Origin of the sequence: Streptomyces sp. KMM 9044 (assembly GCF_024701375.2) — a bacterium.
Taxonomy (GTDB): Bacteria; Actinomycetota; Actinomycetes; order Streptomycetales; family Streptomycetaceae; genus Streptomyces.
In genome coordinates this window covers 1,534,926-1,554,856 of the sequence record NZ_CP113910.1, presented here as the reverse complement: position 1 = coordinate 1,554,856, position 19,931 = coordinate 1,534,926, and the positions used below count along the sequence as shown (strand labels likewise).

At 69.7% G+C, this 19,931-nt stretch carries 16 protein-coding genes and 3 pseudogenes; 14 read left to right on the top strand and 5 right to left on the bottom strand.

Annotated features, from left to right (window positions below; all coding sequences use genetic code 11):
• Positions 1 to 62: 62 nt before the first annotated feature.
• Positions 63 to 1,541, bottom strand: a complete 1,479-nt coding sequence (locus HUV60_RS07005; RefSeq protein WP_257848240.1) for a sugar transferase — start codon at positions 1,539 to 1,541, stop codon at positions 63 to 65.
• A 567-nt stretch (positions 1,542 to 2,108) separates the two neighbouring features.
• Here HUV60_RS07005 and HUV60_RS07000 point away from each other — a divergent pair.
• Positions 2,109 to 2,387 carry a hypothetical protein gene (locus HUV60_RS07000; RefSeq protein WP_257848241.1) on the top strand — a complete coding sequence of 93 codons (279 nt, stop codon included), beginning with the start codon at positions 2,109 to 2,111 and terminating at the stop codon, positions 2,385 to 2,387.
• 327 nt (positions 2,388 to 2,714) lie between these two features.
• Here the strand turns inward: HUV60_RS07000 and HUV60_RS06995 are convergent, their stop codons facing one another.
• Positions 2,715 to 3,953, bottom strand: coding sequence for a PP2C family protein-serine/threonine phosphatase (locus HUV60_RS06995; protein WP_257848242.1), 1,239 nt, complete (start codon positions 3,951 to 3,953; stop codon positions 2,715 to 2,717).
• 228 nt (positions 3,954 to 4,181) lie between these two features.
• On the opposite strand from HUV60_RS06995, the gene HUV60_RS06990 reads away from it, so the two are divergent.
• The 7 genes and pseudogenes from HUV60_RS06990 (at position 4,182) to HUV60_RS06960 (ending at position 12,419) form a co-directional block, all read left to right on the top strand.
• Positions 4,182 to 4,580: an arylamine N-acetyltransferase gene (locus HUV60_RS06990; RefSeq protein ID WP_257848243.1), complete on the top strand. Its 399-nt coding sequence runs from the start codon at positions 4,182 to 4,184 to the stop codon at positions 4,578 to 4,580.
• Positions 4,581 to 6,258: 1,678 nt separating this feature from the next.
• Positions 6,259 to 6,595 (top strand): annotated as a pseudogene (locus HUV60_RS06985) (MerR family transcriptional regulator).
• Between the two features lie 520 nt (positions 6,596 to 7,115).
• On the top strand, positions 7,116 to 7,319 hold the full coding sequence (locus HUV60_RS06980) for a cold-shock protein (RefSeq protein ID WP_257848244.1): 204 nt from the start codon (positions 7,116 to 7,118) through the stop codon (positions 7,317 to 7,319).
• 340 nt (positions 7,320 to 7,659) lie between these two features.
• Positions 7,660 to 8,463 (top strand): alpha/beta fold hydrolase, encoded by an 804-nt coding sequence (locus HUV60_RS06975; protein WP_257850134.1) that lies wholly within the window; start codon positions 7,660 to 7,662, stop codon positions 8,461 to 8,463.
• A complete protein-coding gene (locus HUV60_RS06970) occupies positions 8,463 to 9,740 on the top strand; it encodes a PP2C family protein-serine/threonine phosphatase (RefSeq protein ID WP_257848245.1) in 1,278 nt (425 codons plus the stop codon). Before HUV60_RS06975 ends, HUV60_RS06970 begins: the two co-directional genes overlap by 1 nt.
• Positions 9,737 to 10,090, top strand: coding sequence for an STAS domain-containing protein (locus HUV60_RS06965; RefSeq protein WP_257848246.1), 354 nt, complete (start codon positions 9,737 to 9,739; stop codon positions 10,088 to 10,090). The genes HUV60_RS06970 and HUV60_RS06965 overlap by 4 nt, the downstream gene beginning before the upstream one ends.
• Before the next feature lie 1,102 nt (positions 10,091 to 11,192).
• Positions 11,193 to 12,419 carry a phospholipase D-like domain-containing protein gene (locus tag HUV60_RS06960; protein WP_257848247.1) on the top strand — a complete coding sequence of 409 codons (1,227 nt, stop codon included), beginning with the start codon at positions 11,193 to 11,195 and terminating at the stop codon, positions 12,417 to 12,419.
• A gap of 293 nt (positions 12,420 to 12,712) precedes the next feature.
• Here the strand turns inward: HUV60_RS06960 and HUV60_RS06955 are convergent, their stop codons facing one another.
• Positions 12,713 to 13,201 (bottom strand): MarR family transcriptional regulator, encoded by a 489-nt coding sequence (locus HUV60_RS06955; protein ID WP_257848248.1) that lies wholly within the window; start codon positions 13,199 to 13,201, stop codon positions 12,713 to 12,715.
• A gap of 97 nt (positions 13,202 to 13,298) precedes the next feature.
• Here HUV60_RS06955 and HUV60_RS06950 point away from each other — a divergent pair, with 97 nt between their 5' ends.
• The 4 genes and pseudogenes from HUV60_RS06950 to HUV60_RS06935 all read left to right on the top strand — a co-directional run.
• The gene (locus tag HUV60_RS06950; protein ID WP_257848249.1) at positions 13,299 to 14,489 is read left to right on the top strand and encodes a PP2C family protein-serine/threonine phosphatase; all 1,191 of its coding nucleotides are present in this window, start codon (positions 13,299 to 13,301) and stop codon (positions 14,487 to 14,489) included.
• 318 nt (positions 14,490 to 14,807) lie between these two features.
• Positions 14,808 to 16,490 (top strand): SpoIIE family protein phosphatase, encoded by a 1,683-nt coding sequence (locus tag HUV60_RS06945; RefSeq protein ID WP_443047232.1) that lies wholly within the window; start codon positions 14,808 to 14,810, stop codon positions 16,488 to 16,490.
• Complete coding sequence (locus HUV60_RS06940) at positions 16,487 to 17,584, top strand: cobalamin B12-binding domain-containing protein (protein ID WP_257848251.1); 1,098 nt, start codon at positions 16,487 to 16,489, stop codon at positions 17,582 to 17,584. The genes HUV60_RS06945 and HUV60_RS06940 overlap by 4 nt, the downstream gene beginning before the upstream one ends.
• Positions 17,581 to 17,892, top strand: a pseudogene (locus tag HUV60_RS06935) (STAS domain-containing protein); the annotation flags it as partial. The gene HUV60_RS06940 and the pseudogene HUV60_RS06935, both read left to right, overlap by 4 nt.
• 426 nt (positions 17,893 to 18,318) lie before the next feature.
• Here the strand turns inward: HUV60_RS06935 and HUV60_RS06930 are convergent.
• Positions 18,319 to 18,657, bottom strand: a pseudogene (locus HUV60_RS06930) (zinc ribbon domain-containing protein); the annotation flags it as partial.
• Positions 18,658 to 18,669: 12 nt separating this feature from the next.
• Here HUV60_RS06930 and HUV60_RS06925 point away from each other — a divergent pair.
• The gene (locus HUV60_RS06925) at positions 18,670 to 19,077 is read left to right on the top strand and encodes a Scr1 family TA system antitoxin-like transcriptional regulator (protein ID WP_331462044.1); all 408 of its coding nucleotides are present in this window, start codon (positions 18,670 to 18,672) and stop codon (positions 19,075 to 19,077) included.
• On the top strand, positions 19,068 to 19,268 hold the full coding sequence (locus HUV60_RS06920) for a DUF397 domain-containing protein (RefSeq protein ID WP_257853979.1): 201 nt from the start codon (positions 19,068 to 19,070) through the stop codon (positions 19,266 to 19,268). Before HUV60_RS06925 ends, HUV60_RS06920 begins: the two co-directional genes overlap by 10 nt.
• Before the next feature lie 150 nt (positions 19,269 to 19,418).
• On the opposite strand, the gene HUV60_RS06915 is transcribed toward HUV60_RS06920, so the two are convergent.
• On the bottom strand, positions 19,419 to 19,865 hold the full coding sequence (locus tag HUV60_RS06915; RefSeq protein ID WP_257853978.1) for a peptidoglycan-binding domain-containing protein: 447 nt from the start codon (positions 19,863 to 19,865) through the stop codon (positions 19,419 to 19,421).
• Between the last annotated feature and the right edge of the window lie 66 nt (positions 19,866 to 19,931).

Here is a 19,931-nt window from a genome sequence, read left to right as displayed (position 1 = left end):
CAGGCCCTGCCGGCCTGCGGTCCGCACGCCGGCGGGACCGTTGAGTTGCAGACCTCCGCGCATCAGTAGGCCCCCTGCCCGTGGAGCACCGCACGCAGCGTCTTCCACAAGATCACCGTGTCCAGGGCGAGCGACCAGTCCTCCACGTACCGCAGGTCCAGCCGGACCGCCTCCTCCCACGACAGGTCGCTGCGTCCGCTGATCTGCCACAGACCGGTGAGGCCGGGCTTGACCAGCAGCCGCCGCCGGATGTCCGGGCCGTACGCAGCGGACTCCTCCGGTAACGGAGGCCGCGGACCGACGAGCGACATCGATCCGGTGAGCACGTTGAAAAGCTGCGGGAGCTCGTCGATCGAGTACCGGCGCAGCACCGCTCCCACCCGGGTCACCCGCGGATCCCGGCGGAGCTTGAACAGCAGACCGGCGCCCTCGTTGCGGTCGGCCAGCTCGGCACGTGCCCCGTCGGCCCCGGCCACCATGGTGCGGAACTTGAGAATGGTGAACTCACGGCCGTCCTTGCCGACCCTTCGCTGGCGGTAGAACGCCCCACCCCGACTGTCCGCCACCACGAGCAGCCCGACGAACAGCATCAGCGGCGCGAACAGCATCAGCAGGATCGCCGCGCCCATCCGGTCGACGACCCCTTTGACCGCCCGGCGGCCCCCGGTGAAGGTCGGCATGCTGACCCGCAGCAGCGGGATCCCGAGCACCGCGTCGATGTGCAGCCGCGGGCCGGCCACCTCCATCAGCACGGGGGCCACGATCATCTCGGCGTCGCTGCCTTCGAGGTTCCAAGCCAGCCGTTGCAGCCGGTCCGGTGACCAGTGCGGGTCCGGTGTGACGGCGACGACACGGTAGCCGTCGCGGCGGACGTGGCCCGCGACGTCCGCCAGCGGGCCGACGACCGGCACTCCGTCCAGCTGGTCGCCGTCGAGCCCGGGACCGTCCGTCGTGCACACCGCGTCCACCCGCCAGCCGAGGTGCGGGAACTTGCGGGTCCGGGTGATCAGGTCGCGCACGGTGGCCGGGCTCCCGGCAGCGAGCACCGGTCTCAGGCACCGTCCTTCCTTCCGCTGTCTGTGCAGCCAGAGGCGCAGCAGATACCGCTCGGTCATGGTGATGAGCGCGATCGCGGGGATCACGACGAAGATCCAGAGCTTGACGTTGCGCGAGGTGAGGGCGATCCCGCCGAGCGCCAGTACGACGGTCGCCGCGAACAGCGAGCGTCCGAGCCGGCGGAATTCCTCGGCGCCCTGGCCGAGCACGGCCGGAGCCCACGACCGGCCCACCGCAAGCGCTCCCAGCACCAGCAGCTCGGTGCCGAATGCGAGGATCCCCCATTTCTCGTGCCAGTTGGCCGCGTCCCTGACCCCGAAGAAGTTGCCGATCGCCGCCACCACGAAGGCGGTGGTCACGGTATCGCTGGTGATCACGGTACGGCGGTACCGCTGCTCCCAGTCGATCGCGGGCCGGCCGATTGTCCCGTTCGCCAGACGCCCGCGTGCCGACGGGAACGGGCCGACTAATCCCCCTTGCCGCACAGAACCCCCCAGGTCCCCAGTGGTTCGACGTGCTCGCCTAACACTGTTCCTCCCCCCCCCCGGGAGGCCCCCGCCCCCCGCACTGTTCCTTCCCCCGGGAGGCCCCCGCCCCCCCGCACTGTTCCTCCCCCCGGGAGGCCCCCGCCCCCCGCATGACGTCCCCGCTATTTCAGAGCTGTGGGAACAAGCCGCCCTGGTGGCAGCACACTCGCATGTGCTGCCGGACTCTCAAGGTGCAGGGGAGCCCGTCGAAGCCTCGGGTGCTCCCCGCACCCAGGGCTCTCTCTCGGGCTCCGAGAACAGATCATCCCCACGTCTGGCGCCGGGGAAACGACTGCCGGCTCTCCGTAGCGCCTGACCTATAGATCATCATTGGTCGCGTTGTGTCCGAACAGCTGAAGCACGGTCAATCTAGACCATCGGGGCCAGTATGTAGAGGGGACGTGTGTGATTTGTGCTCGATCTCTGAGGCAGGATCCCCCGATCGGTGGACCGTCTACGGGTGCTTTGACGCCACCGCGCGCTCCGACGGCTCGCCCGGCCCCCGGGCGCGGCTTCTGCGCGGTAGTGACGGGCGAGCTGCAGCGGGCCTTCTACGGCGCCCGGTCCGGCAACGGCCTCCCGCTGTTCGCGCACTGCGGCATGCCGCTGCGGGTGCCGGGGGCGGGCGGGTCGGTCGACCCGGACAACGAGGTGCATGACCTGATCGTGCCGGTGTTCGCAGGCGTGTCCAAGGGCGGACGCCGCCGCCTCAAGGCCCGGGTGCATGCCTCGATGCCGGTTCGGAAGCTGATGGAGGAGCCACGGACAAGAACGGCCGGTGCCCGAAGTACTGGGGAGGTCTGATCGAAATCTGCGACGCTCATCGACTCGTGGAGCCTGGCGGGAAGGCCCGAGAACAGGGCCTGACCGCCGAGCTCCTTCAGGGCGGGAAGAACTGCTCGGAGGCGTGGGCGAAGATCGAGTACTCGTGCTGCAGGACCGGGCCGGGTGTACCGCGTGGGCGCGCCGGATGGCGTCGTGCCGGTGTTGGACAGACCGGGGTACTTCACCTTGCCGGTGTCGACGAGCCTCCGTCACCCCCACCACGTCCTCGATCGGGCCCTCGGGGCCGCGCCGATGCGTTCGGCACCTGCCTCCGGCACCTCGGACAGTGCCCGGGCATCCCACGAGTCAGTGCCCAGGAGTGGCCCGCCCCGTCCGTGACGGGGCGGAGGCGTCGGCGAGGTCGGCGCCGGTGTCGGCGTCCCGCTGGGAGTGGCCGATGCCGTGCCAGTCCAGGCATATGACGGTCGCGTCGTCCTGCAGGTGGCCCTGGCTGGCGTCGGAGATCGCCGTGATGAGGGTGCGAGCGGCTTCGCGGGGATGCAGACCGCGGGTTCGGACGATCAGGTCCGACAGATCGAGGCTGCCTGCGTTGCGCTCCAGCATGCCGTCGGTGAGCATCACCAGCCGGTCACCCGGCCGCAGATCCAGCGACTGGATCCGGTAGGTGTGGGGGATCTGGAAGCCGAACGGCATATCGACTTCTGGAACGATCTCCTGTACCTGTCCGTCCCTCATACGCAGGGGCCAGGGGTGGCCGGCGTTGACGAACTCGGTCTTGCCGTCGAGCAGGCTGATGCGCAGGAGTTGGCCGGTGACGTAGCCCTGGCGGCCGTGATCCAGCATGGCCCGGTCGGCCTGGCGGGCCTGTTCGGCGAGGTCGCCCCCGGCCCGCCGGGCCCGGCGCAGGGCGCCCACCAGGAGGGTGGCCAGCAGTGCGGCGGCGACCTCGTGGCCCATGGCGTCGGTGACGGAGAGCTGGACGGTGTCCCGGTCGATCACGTAGTCGAAGGTGTCACCCCCGACGTGGTCGGCGGGCTCCAGCGCGCCGGAGACCGTGAACTGGGCGGCCTCGCACGCCAGCGACGCCGGGAGCAGCCGGTGCTGGATCTCCGCGGCCAGGCTCAGCGGAGTGGTGCGCCGTCCCCACTGGTACACGTCGGTGAAGGACCGGTTCGCGATGACGATGTACGCCAGCGCGTGCGCGGTCTCGCCGATCTCCCGCATCACCTCGGCGTCCGGCACCGCGGGCAGGAACAGTTCGAGGAGCCCGATGGCGTCGCCCCGGTTGGTCACCGGGGCGACGATCCGCACCAACGCGCCCTCACCCTTGTCCTCCACCCTCGACCGCTGGGTGCGGATCACGTCGTCGTACAGGGTGCCCCGCAGCGGGATGCGCCGGGCGGGCTCATCGGTATCGATGCTGCTCGAGGCTCCCAGCCGTACGACCGAGCTGCCGGTGAAGTCGGCGATCAGGAACGACACCGACGCGGCCCCGAGGCGTTCCCTGAGCATGCGCGCGATCACGTCGAGCGACTCTACGGGCGCCGCGGCCTCCGCCGCCGCCAGCGTCCCCGCCAACGTCATCACCCTGCTTTGGCCACCCCCGTTCCCAGGAGTACGAACGGCCGGCCCACTGTCTCCGTCGGGCCCGCATACGGTCACGGTGACTCCTCGCTGGCGCTCAGGGCTCCGTCCCACGTGTGCGAGGGGCCGACGCCAAGCCCGGTGCCGGGCAGGTGCCATTGCATCACAGAGCCCCTGAACGGATGTGCCTGTCGGCCGACCACTCGACGAACGGTCCGCTGCCGCCGTGTGGGACGCCCATGGCCACGCGTCCGTCCGACACCGCACGCCTCGGGGGCGGACGGCGACCGGCTGGCCGACACCGGGGTCGGGGTCGGTCTCCTGGAGCCGCTGCCGAGGCCCCCGGACAGGTGGAAGCCCCAGGGGGACCGGTCGTCCTGTCCGGACGGGCAGGGGGACACCCGGCTCGTGGAGCGGCCCGGCGCTGCGGAGAACCTGCTCCACTCGTTCGCCCTGATCCCGCAGTGCGCCGCCGATGTGGACGCGGCCGACCACTGCACGTCGACTCACCCGGATTCACCGTTCACCGGACAGCTGGCCGTGACGCGGCGACGTGACGGGGAACTGGGGCGACTGCCCGACCGCGAGTACTCGCGGTCGCGCCGGACGGTTCCTCGACCGGGATGAGCTGTGTGGACGACGACGAGCTGACGGCGGTGCCGGCCGGTTCGGGGCGGAACTCGACGGCAGGAGGCGGGTGGAACCGGCGGCGGGAGTGCAGGACGAGCGGTCCGGCCCCGCAGGAGGTCCGTGACCGTCACGCCGGCGGACCGGGTGCCGTCCGTGCCCGGTGCCCCCTCGGCACGGTGACGGCGGGGGCGCCCGCGGACCACAGCCTCTCCAGCGGGCCGACGGTGTGCGTCCGGTCCACCCGTCTTCTTGGCGATCGGGCGCACGGAGCAGGCGGTGGTGTACAGAGCCTCGACCACCGCGCGGTAGTCGGCCGACGTGTTGGGGTTACCACGGCCGTCCGCCATCGGGAAGCCCATACGCGGCACATCGACGATGTCGAACCGGTCGCGCCTGGCCGAGCAGATTTCTCGGCGTTCCTTCATGCCGTCGTAGTTCCGTATCAGGACGTACTCTCCCCCGTGCTCAGCATGTTCCGGGGCCGGGAGGGATCGGCCGAGGACGGGGTGAGCGACTCCACGGCCGCATCCCGGCCGTGCGTCTGCACGCGTTGCCCGGAGTCGGGTACTCGATCGCCTGGCCGGATATCGGTCCGCGGAATTGGCTTCCGCCCCCGTGACGAGACGGCACATCCCTCATACCCGAGGGGTGTTCACGATCAAAACGGCGTCCCACGAGCCGAGTTGGAGCACTGGAGCAGGAACGTGGCGGCGTGCCCGGCGAGGTCTGGGCCAGCGGTCCCGACCACCCTCTGAGCGGGGCCTGCAACCCGGTCGGCGACTCCGGCGGGCGCCGCCGGAGTTGTTCCCCTCTCCCTCCCCGGCTGAGGTCGTACGGGCGAGCGGTGCCGAGCGTGGCGTGGTGGACACCGCCGCGGTCCGTCACGGCGCCGCTCGGAGTGGGGGCCCGGCTGCAGCGGGGCCGTCGCGTACTCCCCACAGTGGCCGGGGTCGACTGTCTCTCTGGCTGGCACACGAAAATCTATGCTGTCGAGAGTAGACATTGGATGGCAGTGTGGTTATGGTTTCTCTTGTAGCCGAGATCGAGCAGGGCCCGGCAGAGATGAACTGCCGGGCAGCAGTACACGCAGTTCGGTGCGGTGGTGGAGTTCCGAAGCCAGGGTTGTCGCAGGATGGTGACGGGGCTGACGACCGGACCGGGTGGCCCGCAGTGATCAGGGGCCGCCGTGAGCAGTAGCGCAGTGCCAGCAGTGCGGTTGTCAGTGGTTCCTCGGTAAAGGCGTCGGCCGCGGACGCGCGTACCGGGAGGTCCGGCAGTGGGGTTCCAAGCCAGAGCAGACGCAGGACGGGCGACGGGGCTGGCTGCCGGAGGGTGGCGCTGTCCCAGGCCGCCGGTGGTCCGCAGTATCAGCAGTGCAAGCAGTACGCAGTATCCGTTTGGCAAGTGATCGGTTCAGAGGGAAGAACGGAGGACTTCGGCGCCATCAGGATCGCCCGGGCAGGTGGCTTGAGCCCGGGTACCGCAGGACATCGACAGTGAGGTGGTCTCCGGTCGAGCAACCGCGATCCCCGCACCCCCGGCAGCGTTCAGGTCGGGTCCGCGGAAACAGAGGGCCGGTGCAGTATCAGGGCCGGCAGATGGTGTAGCAGTTCCTTCGGGGCCCTGGTGCCAGTACGGCGCCAGGGCCCCTCCACGCGTTTCGCAGAGAGGTGCGATGACGGCACACGACTCGTTCGGCCGTCTCGACGGCGACGACTGTTCCGCCCACGCCATGGGCCGGGCCGCCGAGATACTCGGCACCACCCAGGGCTTCCTCCGTGCCGTCGGAGAGGTCCGACTGATCACCCCGCTCCGCTCTGCGGGCGGCCACCGCCGCTACTCCCGCTGCCGGCTGCGCATCGCCGCCCGCGCCCGGGAGCTCGTCGGCCAAGGCGCCCCCGTCGAGGCCGCCTGCCGCATCATCATCCTCTGAGGACCGGCTCGAAGAAGCCCAACGCATCAACGCCGAACACCGCCGGACCGCCGCCCCCTCCGGCCCGCCCGTGTCCTGAGGCGGCGTGCCCGGGTTCCGGCGGGCCCTGCATACGGGTGTCGGGGCGTGACGTACGGGCGGTGTCCGAGTCGGCTGTCATGGTGCGGAACCCCTCCTTCCCCCACGCCGCCGGCATGCGCGGTTCACCGCGCTGTGCCGCAGGAGTCAGGCTTCGGCTTCCTCGATCAGGATGACGGCGGCGCTGACGTGTCCGTGAACAGCGACCGGTCTTCCCGGAACGTTGCGCTCCGGCCGGATCAATAGCTGCGACCGCGAGGTGAGGGTTAAACGTGCCGCGCCGGGAGTGTTTTTACCACAACGAGCAGAATGGAATCATGTCATATGTACCGGTCTTCGTGGTGTGTTACTGTCGATATCGGTTGCAGACCTGGTTCCCCATTCAAGCGCCTCGAACGGCACGTTCAGCCGTTGGGAGCGCTTTTATATTTCCGGTCGTTCCGGGAGGGGTGTGATTGCGGCGATCCGATACTCGCGCATTTCGGGTCCCGGTGCGCTTACTGCCCCAAAGGAGGTATGGCATGGCATCTGGCACCGTAAAGTGGTTCAACGTGGCAAAGGGTTTCGGATTCATCGAGCAGGACGGTGGCGGCGCCGACGTGTTCGCCCACTTCTCGAACGTCGCCGCCCAGGGCTTCCACGAATTGCTCGAAGGTCAGAAGGTCACCTTCGACATCGCGCCGAGCCGGAAGGGCCTGACGGCCGAGAACATCGTTCCCGCCTGACGCCGACCCGCACTCGCGGCGGCGCGCACTCGTAGCGGGGGGACACCTCCCGGGGTGCGGGCGCCCCGCTGCGGACGTTTCCCGTCCCGAGCTCACGCGTGGGGTCACCCCCGCCTGTATCCGTACCGGATTCACTGCAGGTTGGACTTGTTTTCGCATTTCATTCGGCTCGTTTCTGCGAACCCCGCACTTCTCTTGCGTGGCGGGAATTCCTTGGTACGGGCCGCATCGAGGAAGGTTCTGAATGAACCCCGCATCCACGGACGGCCGTTCCCTCCACAGCCGGACCAGTGGCCCCGCTCTCGGCTCGCCCGCCGTCGGTGAGGGGAAACCGGTGGGCATGGATATCCGCCGCAGGAACAACGTCACCGTCACCGGCCGGGTGGACGGGCCGGTGCTCCTGCTGGCGCACGGGTTCGGCTGTGACCAGAATCTGTGGCGCCTGGTGGTCCCCACGCTGGCCGAGGACTTCCGGCTGGTGCTCTTCGACTACGTGGGCTCCGGCCGCTCGGACCCTTCGGCCTGGAGCGAGCAGCGCTACAACTCGTTGGAGGGCTACGCCTCGGATGTCTTGGACATCTGTGAGGAGCTGGACCTGCGGGATGTGATCTTCGTGGGGCATTCGGTCAGTGCCATGGTCGGGGTTCTCGCAGCGGCCAAGGCGCCCCAGCGGATCTCCCGCCTGGTGATGGTGGCTCCGTCGCCCCGCTACATCGATGAGGACGGGTACCGGGGCGGGTTCAGCGCGGACGACATCGGTGAGCTGTTGGAATCCCTGGAGTCGAACTACCTGGGCTGGTCGGCGGCGATGGCCCCGGTCATCATGGGGAACGTGGACCGGCCCGAACTCGGCCAGGAGCTGACCACCTCGTTCTGCGCGACCGATCCGGAGATGGCGCGGGTCTTCGCCCGCACGACGTTCCTGTCCGACAGCCGCGAAGACCTCAAGACGGTCACGGTGCCGACGCTGGTGCTGGAGTGCAAGCAGGACGCGATCGCCCCCCGCGAGGTCGGTGCCTACGTCAACGAAGCGATCCCGGGCAGCCGCCTGGTCACGCTGGAGGCGACGGGGCACTGTCCGCAACTGAGCGCACCACAGGCCACCGCGGTGGCGATCACCGACTTCATAGAAGAGGCCGGCTGATGGGCCGCGGCAGTCAATGCCCGGACGGGGAGCAGGATACGGAGGCCACCAACATGGCTTTCACCGTCCTGCTGGAGGACAGCGCGGAGGAGCTGTACGAACAGGCACCCTGCGGCTACCTGTCGACGCTGATGGACGGCACCATCGCGAAGATCAACACCACCCTCCTGGAGTGGCTGGGTCTTTCGCGGGAGCAGGTGGCGGGCCGGATGCGGTTCGGCGATCTGCTCACCGTGGGCGGCAAGCTCTACCACGAGACGCACTTCGCCCCGCTGTTGCAGATGAACGGCGAGGTCAGCGGCGTCGCCCTGGACATCAGAACCGCTGACGGGCAGCGGATGCCGGTGCTTGTCACCTCGAAGGTGAAGACCAGCGACGACGGTGGACCGATGCTCGTCCGCACCACGGTCTTCGACGCCCGCGACCGTCGTGCCTACGAGACCGAACTGCTGCGCGGACGCCAGGAAGCCGAAGAAGCGCGCCGACAGGCCGAGGTCGACCGCAAACGACTTCAGGAAGCCCTCGCCGTTTTGCAGCAGAGCCTGCTGCCCGCCGAGCTGCCCGCGGTTCCGGGCCTGGAAGCCGGCTCCTACTACCACACCGCCTCTCCGGATCTTCTCGGCGGAGACTTCTACGACCTGTTCCCCCTCGGCGCGGACCGGTGGGCGTTCTTCCTCGGCGACGTGTGCGGCAAGGGCCCCCAGGCCGCCGCAGTCACCTCACTGGTCCGCTACACCCTGCGGGCGACCGCCCTGCACGACCCGGACCCCGTCACCGTACTGACCACCCTGAACACCGTGCTGCACGAGCGGTACACCAGCGGCGACCCTCGGTACTGCACCGCCGTCTTCGGCCTCCTCGACCCGGGCGGTGACCACGTCGGCGTGCACCTGGCCTCCGGCGGCCACCCCTCCACACTGGTCCAGCGTGCCGACGGCGCCGCGCACTACCTGCCCACCCCCGACGGCATGCTCATCGGCGCCCTGCCCCGGGCACAGTTCACGGCCGCCCGCACCCGGCTGTTCCCCGGCGACACCCTGCTGCTCTACACCGACGGCCTGACCGAAGCCCGCACCGGGCCCAAGCGCGAGCTCTACGGCGATGACGCCCTGCGCGCCTTCATCTCGGCACAGCCCGCGGCGGGGCCCCAGGCCCTTGTCGCCGCCCTGGCCGGGCTCCTCGACGGCTTCGGCGACGGACTCGACGACGACACGGCACTGCTCGCCCTCGGCGTGCCCGCCCCGTCTCCCGCCCTCACGAGTGAAGACCTGACATGAGCCCGCTGACGATCACTGCCCGAGACGCGGCCACCGGTCCCGTACTGGAAATCACCGGGGACCTCGACTACACGACGGCACCCGAACTCCGTCAGGCCCTGGACCGTCTCACCCTGGTTGCCGGGCAACTGCTGGTCCTGGATCTGGCCGGCCTGGAATTCTGCGACTCCAGCGGCATCACCGCTCTGCTGGTGGCACGCAACCTGGCCACGGAACAGAGCGGCGGCATGGCCTTGGCCGCAGTCCCCGACAACACCGCCCGCATCCTGCACATCGCCGGCCTGGACAGAGTCTTCACCCTCCACCCCGACACGCCGACAGCCACCAAGCCCAGCTCCACAGCCCGCTGATCATCGGGACCCGAGGGACTGCGGAGCCCGCGCCCACCAGCGCCCGAGCCCTCGATCCGGCCTGCCGGGCCGGGCGGTGCGGACACCGGGCACCAGGCCGGCCAGGAGCAGAACCAGGCCGGTGAGGTTCCACGCCCGGTCGTACGGGGTACTCGGCGAAGGTGCCCGCCGCTCGCTCGAGCGATGGGGGCGCGGGTTGCCCCGGCGGGGAGCGCAGGATGACTGAGCCGCCGTCCGGGCCCGGAGGCGCTCCTGCGCCGCGTCCGGAGGAGGACGAGGGTGTCACTCGTGCGGATGCTGCTGGTCTTCGACATGCAAGCGCCACTACGCGCCGAACGACTGCCCACTGCCGGAACCACGACGCCAGCCCCGCCTTTCGCGTCAGACTCCTCGCCGCCGCCCCGAGGGCCCACCCCGCGACCGCCCCCACACCTCCCCGCCTGGTTTTCGCCGACGCGCTCGCCGTCGACTGGGGCGTCGGCGACCGCCTCGGCCCCGGCAGGACGGTCTGGGCCGAGTGCACCCTGCCTCGGGTGGTACAGCCTGGGTGCTGACGCATCCTCAGCGCCTGCTCCCGCCCCACCGGATGCCGGCCGCGCGGGAACTGGCGGTGCTGCTGGAGGCGCCCGGGCTGCTGGACGGCGCGGCGGCGGCGCACGCGCCATGCTGGTGGAGGAGGCGGGCGGGCCGCAGCCCGCGAGGAGGCGCGCCGGCATCCGGACGCCGCGCGCCACGGTCCGCACGGGGTGCCCCTCGCGCGGGGCGCGGCCGAGGATCTGGACGCGTTGTTCGCCTACCTGCTCGACCGCAGTTGGGGAAGCGTCCGTCGGCCGGGGTCGGAACCGGACGATCCGCGCCGCCGGGGGTGGAACGAACGGGGGAGACCCGGCACAGGGGCAGTCGGCCTTCGTCCCGGAACGAGGAAACCGGGTGGCGGCATCCCCGAGGGCTTCGGGGGTACAAGCCCTCTGCTTGGATCCGGCGGCCGGCGGCAGCTGACCAGGTCCGGAGCACGGCAGGCCGCTTCACGGATGCCGGCTTCCGGAGCACGGGAGCGCTCGAACCCGGCCGTTCCCTCGTCCTTTGTCTACACAGGTGGAACATGTCTGGCGTCACAGAAATACCCGAAGACACGCAACTGGACGACCGCGCGGATCTGGACACGGCAGCCCGCGACGCACGCTCACTGCGGTTGAGACGCAGGCTGGAGCGGCTGATCGGTATCGCGGCCACCGAGGGCAACGCGCTGGTCCCGCTCCGCAACGGCGACGAGATCTTCGGCGCGATGCTCGACGCCATCCGGGGCGCCGAGCACACCGTGGACATGATGACCTTCGTCTACTGGCGGGGTGACATCGCGCACAAGTTCGCCGAGGCGCTGGCCGAGCGCGCCCGTGCCGGAGTCCGGGTACGGCTCATGCTCGACGGCTTCGGCAGCCGGCCCATAGAGAAGGACCAGCTGGACCTCATGGACGAGGCCGGGGTGCACGTGGCCTGGTTCCGCCAGCCGCTCGCCCTCTCGCCCTTCAAGCAGAACCACCGCTGCCACCGCAAGGTCCTCGTCGTCGACGAGGCGACCGCCTTCACCGGCGGCGTCGGGATAGCCGAGGAGTGGTGCGGCGACGCGCGCAACGAGAACGAATGGCGCGACACCCACGTACAGGTCCGCGGGCCCGCGGTCGACGGCCTCGCCGCCGCCTTCGCCCAGAACTGGGCCGAGTGCCACGACGACCTCTTCGACGACCGCGACCGGTTCGTCAGCACCGCCCCCGAGGGTGACGCCGTCGTCCAGGTCGTGCGCGGCTCCGCCTCCTTCGGCTGGCAGGACATGCAGACCCTGATCCGCGTCGTCCTCGAATCCGCCGAGGAACGCGTCCGCCTCACCACCGCCTACTTCGCCCCCGACGCCTACTTCACCGAGCTGCTCTGCGCCGCCGCCCGGCGCGGGGTGGAGGTCGAGATCCTGCTGCCCGGCCCGCACACCGACAAACGGGTCTGCCAGCTCGCCGGACAGCGCTACTACGAAGACCTCACCGCCTGCGGTGTGAAGATCTACCAGTACCAGCCGACGATGATGCACGCCAAGGTCGTCACCGTCGACCGGATCGCCTCGCTGGTCGGCTCGACCAACTTCAACCGGCGCTCGCTCTCCCACGACGAGGAGGTCATGCTCGCGGTCATGGACTCCGAGTTCACCGCCGCCCTGGACGGGCACTTCGACGAGGACCGGGAGAAGAGCGTGCTGATCGAGCGCGGGCGGTGGAAGCGCCGCGACCTCCTCCAGCGGGCCCGGGAAGCGGCTGTGGTGCCGATCCGCCGCTACCTCTGAGCACACCGATCCGTTCACCCGGCATCCCGGCATCCCGGCATCCCGGACTCCGGCGGCCGGAGAGGCTGGTGGTCCGTGGCGGACCACGGGTGGCGGAACCCTCTCCCCGGGGCACCGGACGCCTCGACGCGCACGCAGCCGGCGGATACGACACCGTCGCCCCCGGGAGCGGTCCGTCGCATCACCATGAACCCCTGCCTGCGCCCGGCTCGCCGTGGCCGATGACGGGCGGGTCCGACGGCCACTGAGCCGGATGGCCCGGTGGGCCGGATCCCTCGGACGAGGCGCGTGGGTCAGGCGGTTTCCTGGTGGCCGAAGGTCTGCAAGGGTTCACTGACCGCGTCACACAGTGCGCTGATTCCGGTGGCGAGGGCGTGCTGAGCGTCGGGAGTCATGCGGCTCAGGGCCTGATGGAGCGCTTGCTCCCGGCGCTGCCTGATGCCGTGCAGGTGGGCGATGCCCGTGTCGGTGAGCTCGAGTTGCATTTCGCGACGGTCCTGGGGGCGCGGGGTCCGGCGGAGGAACCCGGCGGCCTGGATACGGTCGCAGAGGCGGGTGACGGACGGCGCGGCAGCGGAAAGGCGGCGGCCCAGCGTGCTCAGATTGATACCCGGTTCGCGTTCGATGATGAACATCACACGTGTCTGAGCGGCGGAGAGCGGCGCGGTACCGAGCATGCCGCGGCTACGCTCCCAGGCGATTTCGAGGAGTTCCAGGACCTGGCCGATTTCGGGCACGGTACGTGAGTCGTGCTGGTGGAGTGATGTGGGGGCCTCGCGCATGTGACACTCCCGAGTGGGCCGTTCGCGGCCGTTCCGGCTGGTCGATGTGGGCAGTCGCACAGACGAAGATATGCGAAGGAAAGAGGGACCGGCACCAGTGGACAGCCCCAGCGCGGTCGAGCGCTCGCTGCGCGAGGCCGCGCCCCACGAGATCTTCGACGTGACCCGCTCCCTGATCGAGCGCCGCCATCATGCCCGGTCGGTGGAGCTGCTGATGGCCGACTATGCCATGAAGAGGCTGCAGCCCGTCGAGGTACTGCCGCACACCCATCCGCCGGTGTCGGTGCACGAGAGTGCCTCGGGCCGTGCGTTCGGCGCCCAGGAACCGCACTGTGTGTACGACGACGTGGCATCCACGGTGACGGTGCACCTGCCGGTCAGTGTCCGGGGGGACAGGCTGGGGGTCCTGAGCGTCACTGTGCAGACCGGCGAGGACGGACTGGCGGCGGACGTGCTGGAGGAGCTCCAGCAGTGCGCCGACGCGCTGGCGCACGAGGTGGTGGTCGCGGGACGGGACACCGATCTGTTCCTGCAGGCGCGCAGGGCGGAACGACTGACGCTGGCCGCCGAGATGCAGTGGCAGCTGCTGCCCGGTGGCTCCTGCACCCGGCCCGAGTACAGCCTCGGCGCCCAGCTGGAGCCCGCGTACGCCATTTTCGGCGACAGCTTCGACTGGTCGGCCTCGGCCGACGACCTGTACGTGACCGTCAGCAACGGCATGGGCGAGGGGATCGACGCCGCGTTGCTGACCAGCCTTGCGGTCAACGCCCTGCGCAATGCCCGCCGTGCCGGCCTGGACCTGAGTGATCAGGCCTATCTGGCTGATCAGGCCGTCTACGGGCAGTACCAGGGAAGCCGCTACCTGTCGACGCTGCTGTTCCGGTTCCACCTCCCGACCGGGGACGTGGAGATCATCGACGCCGGTTCGCCGCGTGTGTGGCGGGTACGCAAGGGGACGGTCGAGGCGATCGAACTGGAGGCGCAGATGCCCTTGGGCATGTTCGAGGACACCGCCTACGTTCCGCAGCACTTCAGGGTCGAGCCCGGAGACCGCCTGCTCTTCGTCAGTGACGGCGTCTACGACGCGTTGTCACCGAGCGGTGAGAAGTACAGCCTCCGCGCACTGGCCGCGTCCATCACCAGCACGCGTCTGCTGCCCGCCTCGCAGGTGCCCAGAGCGATGCTGCAGGAGCTGCTCGGACATCGCGGCTCCGGCCCGGCCCCGGACGACTCTCTGGTGGTCTGTCTGGACTGGCACGGCCGTCCCGCCGCAGGCCGGGACCGCTAGAGCCGGCCCGGCGGATCATGCGGAAGCCGGGAGGGCCGGGCCCGCGGCCCCCTCGCCCCGGCGCGAAAGACGCCGGCGGACGCCTCCGCCCCGGCCCGCCGGACAGGCCCCGCCGGCCCCCGGACACCAGTCATGTGACTTCTCCGCGGAGATTCCGGGCCTGCCTCGTGAGGGGCGCGCACGGTACTCCCTTCCTGGAAGGCTGCGCGCGCGGGAGCGGGTTGCCATCGAGGACGCGCCTGGGTAATGTTTGCCGCAAGCTAAGTATTTTTCGTCCAATGGGAAGGGTGGTGTGGTTCGCCCCGGCGGGCCCTCTTCATGGCCTCTACCGAGGGATTCCCTGTCTCGAGACCCCCGCAGAGCCCCGCCTCCGGTCTGTGGACCCTGGCCCCCCACCCCGTGATCATGGCCGACGAGGTCGGCACCGTCGTGGAGGCGAACCCCGCGGCCGCTCTTCTCCTGGAAGGCATGGTGCCCGGGGCGAACATGCTCGACACGGTCCCGGGCTGGCTCGCCCGGGCCCACCTGGAAGCGGTCGTGCACGGACCACGTTCTGCCCGGGGGCACCAGGGCACCAGGGCTCTGCCTCCGGTATCGGGCTGGATCGCGGCCCAGAGCTTCGAGGCACACCCCACCTGGAGCCAGGACGGGAACGTGCTGTGGTGGCTGGTCGACGACACCGACCGGCGGCTCGCCGAAGAGACGCTCGCCACCGAGCGCGAACGCACCAGGTTCCTCGCGGAGGCTTCCAACGTCCTGCTGGCCTCGTTGAACACCGACAGATGCATGGCCGCCACCGCACAGATGGCCGCCGAGTTCCTCGCGGACGCGGCGGTCGTCGTCGCCCCGTCGTCCGGCACCAGGCTGCCCGTCGCACACGGCATCGCGGGCCAGGAGGTCACCCGCACCGTAATCGCGGCTGATCCGTCCCAGATCCCGGGCCTCAGCGAGGCGCTGCAGGATTTCCCGCCCGTCCCCTCACGCTGGATCGACCCCGCGACACTGCCCGACTGGGTCGTCCCGCAAGGATTCGGCGGGACGATCCGGTCGGTCGTCGTGATCCCGCTGCCCGGCCACGGCGTGCCCGCCGGAGCCCTGATCCTGCTGCGCAGCACGGACCACGCGCAGTTCAGTGAGAACGAAGAGGTCTTCGCCCGGCTGTTCGCCGCCCGGGCCGGCGCCGCCCTGTCCGCCTCCCGCCTCTACAACGAGCAGAGCGCCATAACCCAGACCCTGATGCGTGATCTGCTCCCTCCCCGACTGCGGCGGCTCAACGGGGTGGAGATCGCCGGCGGCTACCGGCCCGCCGGGACCCGTGAGCGGGTGGGCGGCGACTTCTACGACGTCCACCCCGGCAGCACCGAGGCCGACGCGTCGCTGGTGGTCCTGGGCGACGTGTGCGGCAAGGGCCTGGACGCGGCTGTTCTGACCGGCAAGATCCGCAACACCCTGCAGGCACTGGTGCCGATGGCAGACGACCACGAGCGGATGCTGCAGCTTCTCAACGGAGCACTCCTGACCTCTCACCACACCCGCTTCGCGACCCTGGTGATGGCCTCGGTACAGCGCGCGGAGAACCAGGTACGGCTGCGCCTCACCTCGGCCGGTCACCCCGCCCCCCTGGTGGTCCGGACGGACGGAAGCGTCGAGGAGGTCCCCACTCGCGGCACCCTGATCGGAGCCCTTCCGACGATCGAGGCCCACTCGGCCGAGACCGTCCTGCAACCGGGCGAGACGTGCCTGCTCTACACCGATGGGTTCACCGAGGCCCGCGGCGGGCCGCTCGGCGACGAACTGTTCGGCGAAGAGCGCCTGAAGCAGGCCTTGTCGGAGTGCGCCGGCCTGCCCGGGGAGGCCGTCGTCGAGCGGATCCAGATGCTCGCCTCGCAGTGGCTGCGCGACGGCAGCCACGACGACATGGCCGTCGTCGTCATCGGTGCCCCGCACACGCCCCCCCTGAGCGCGGTGAACGGGCACACCCAGGGCAGGCGCACCGCATGAACGCGAGCGACGGCTTCGGCACCGACGACCTACAGGCTCTTCGGGGCCGGCTGTGGACGGCGGTGACCAGCCGCGACGAACACCGTGCCGCAGAGATCGTCCTCGCCGCCCTGGAGGACGGCGTGGACGCGGAAACGGTTCTGCTGGATCTCATGGCCCCGGTGCAGGCGAAGGTCGGTACCGAGTGGGCGGCCAACCGTCTGAGCGTCGCGCAGGAACATGCCGCCAGTGCCATAACCGAGCGCATCATCGCCGTCCTCGCCCACCACCCCGCCGCCCGCACCCCGCCTGTCCTGGGCCGCGTCACCGTGTCGTGCGTGGACCAGGAATGGCACGTCCTGCCGGCCCGTCTCCTCGCCGAAGTCCTCACCCTGCGTGGCTGGCAGGTCGACTTCCTGGGCGCCCAGGTGCCCACCCCCCACCTCATCGACCACCTCCACAACAACGCTGTGGACGCGGTCGCGCTCTCCTCCTCGGTCCCCACCCGGCTGTCTGTCGCCCACACGGCGATCATCGCCTGCCAAGCCGTCGGGGTCCCTGTCCTCGTCGGCGGAGCGGCCTTCGGGCCCGACGGCCGCTTCGCCCGTCTGCTCGGAGCCGACGCCTGGGCCCCCGACGCGCGCGCCGCGGCCCAGCGGCTCGCCGACGGAATCCCCACGTCCGTCCTCGCCGCCGGGCGGCAGCGGATCGATGACCTGCCCCACCTCGCCGACCAGGAATACACACTGGTCGCCCGTTCGCAGAGACAACTCGTCAAGGAAGTCCTCACGCAACTGGAGGACCACGTCACCGCGATGGCCGCTTACACCGCTCCACAGCGTGAGCGCACCGCGGAGGACATCGCGCACATCGTCGAATTTCTGACGGTGGCCCTCTACACCGATGACGACGACGTGTTCACCACGTTCATCACCTGGACCGCCGGCATTCTCACTGCACGCCACGTGCCCGCCCGGTCCCTACGGCCCGCACTGAACATCCTGGCCACCGAACTCAAGGACTTCCCCCGGTCCACCCGGCTGCTCGACCGGGCGCGCTCCGCCCTGGACGGCGCACCCGTGCCGGCCGGAACACACCCCGGAGCCTGCACATGACCCCCCTGCCCCACCGCCCCTTCACCCTCACCGTTGAAGCCGGGCAGGGCACCGCACACCTCCGTCTCGCCGGTGATCTGGACTACGACACCAGCGACGAACTGGTGGAGCAGGCCGCCCAATGCCTCACCACCCACCCCGACCTGCAGGACCTGCGTCTCGACTGTGCAGGACTCCGGTTCTGCAGTTCCATGGGCATTTCCGTCCTACTGATGATCCACCGCAAGACCACCGCGCGAGACGTACGGCTGCACCTGGACAACCCGCCCCCGTCCCTGGAACGCCTCCTGAACACCACCGGAGTCCGGCAGCTCTTTCCACAGGCGCACACGCCCCAGCAGACCGAGCAGGCATCCCCCGCCGGTCCCCCATCGCCCCGTACCCCGCCGCCCCCACCCCGCCGCCCCCCACCCCGCCGCCCCCCGGACCGGGGAGCCCCGAAGATCCTGGACCGGGATCCGAGAAGGCCGTCGGGTAAGGGCGGCGAGGGAAGAACCAGACGGCGCGTCCCACCCGAGCGGGCTCGATCGGACCGGTACGGCCAAGAGCGGAACCCCTTCTTCGGTGGTCGTGCCGGGCAGCCGGGAGAAGACTGCCGTTCGGGCTTCGGAACCGCTCGACCGCCGTTCTTCGCGCAGAAGCTCCCGTTCGACGCGGGCGAAGAACGACTCCGCCGGCGCGTTGATCAACGCCAGGACACTCACGGGGTCAGTCATGAACAAGAGCCGGACCGGGTTCTCCGCCGATACGTGCCTGCATTCGGGGCAGGCCCGGGAGGTGTTGCGGGGGACCACGGCGATCACTTCTCGTCCGTCGCTTTCAGCCTTGGCGTGCAGGATCGTCGGGAACACCCCCCGTCCGGCATCCGGGATCGAGTGGTTGAGTCCGGCTTTCGCGGCGGCCCCGTTGGGCAGGGACACGCCCGGCTGTTCGGGGTCGGGCTTCGGCCTGGGGACCTTGACCATGTCGCGGATCTTGAGGTCTTCGTGCGCGATGACATCGTGTGCGCGGACCAGACCCGAGGCGGTCTTGTGTGCGTGGTCGAGCCGCTGACGGCGGACCTTGCGGTGCAGGTCGACGCCCGGATGGGACGGCGTGAGCTGCTGGACGGCGAGAAGGCCCCTCCGTTCCGGACCATTCTGTCGGAGGCGGTGCTGCGGACGCCGTTACGTGATGCGGGGGAGTGGCGAGGGCCGTTGGAGTACCTGGCGGGCGTGACGGAGCGGCCGAACGTGACGGTGCAGGCGCTGCCGTTGAATGCTGGGCTGCATGGCCTGACGAACGCCACTGTGATGTTCCTGAGGCTGACGAACGGACGTTCGGTGGCCTGCACGGAGAGCGGCTACCGGGGCGATCCCGTTGAGGAAAACGCAAGAGTCGAGCGTTTGCATGGTGCATGCAATGCGATGCGCGACCTGGCGTTGTCGCCCGCTGAGTCGCGGAAGTTCGCCTTGGCGATGTGGGAGGAAGAGCTGTACGACCCGTGGACCTGAGTACCGCAGCCTGGCGCAGGAGCAACTCCAGCAACCAGGACGGAGGCGAGTGCGTCGAGGTCTCCGACGGCTTCGCCGCCGTCGTCCCCGTGCGGGACAGCAAGGTGCCGCACGGCCCGGTGCTGGTGTTCCGGGCCGGTGGATGGTCCTCCTACGTGTCGGCCTTCAGAGAGCGGCAGTTGGGCAGCTGAACCGACAGGCCGTGGCCTCCGCGGGTGGTGCGTGCGGAGGCCACGGCCTTTTCGTGTCCAGGTTCCGGGGAAGGCGTCAGGGCCTCGCGTTCGCCGCCCCGCGGAGGGGGTGCTGAAGCGATACCGACTGGCTTGCTGTTGATCCACCGGTCAGTTGCAGTTGATCTTCGCTCCGGTCTCCATGCTGTAGTTCGCCCACACCATCGCATTCCGCGTGTGGGGGCCGTACTCACCGTCGGCGGTCACCCCCACCTTCTTCTGGACGGAGACGAGTGCCGACTTGGTGAGGGATCCGAAGACGCCGTCCAACGCCAGGTTCTTGCCGTAGCAGTGGTTCAGGTTCTTCTGAAGCGCACGGACTGCCGTGTTGCTCATTCCGCTCTTGAGCCAGCAGTAGTTGGAAGTCCCGACGTAGGGGATGTACTTGTAGGAGGTGGGGTTCGTCACTTTGTTGTACAGGTATCCCCCGGTAGTACAGGGGAGATAGTCGGCTGCGGTCGCGGACGGAGCACCGGTGAGGGCGCCGCTGACGAGACCGGCGAGGAACACACCCATGGCGACGGCGGACTTGGAGCGCTTGCCTCGAACCTTCAGCATTCTTCTACTCCAGATGTCGGTTCCCGTGATTTCAGTGCCGCCCTCAGGACGACGGCTTCCGCCAGC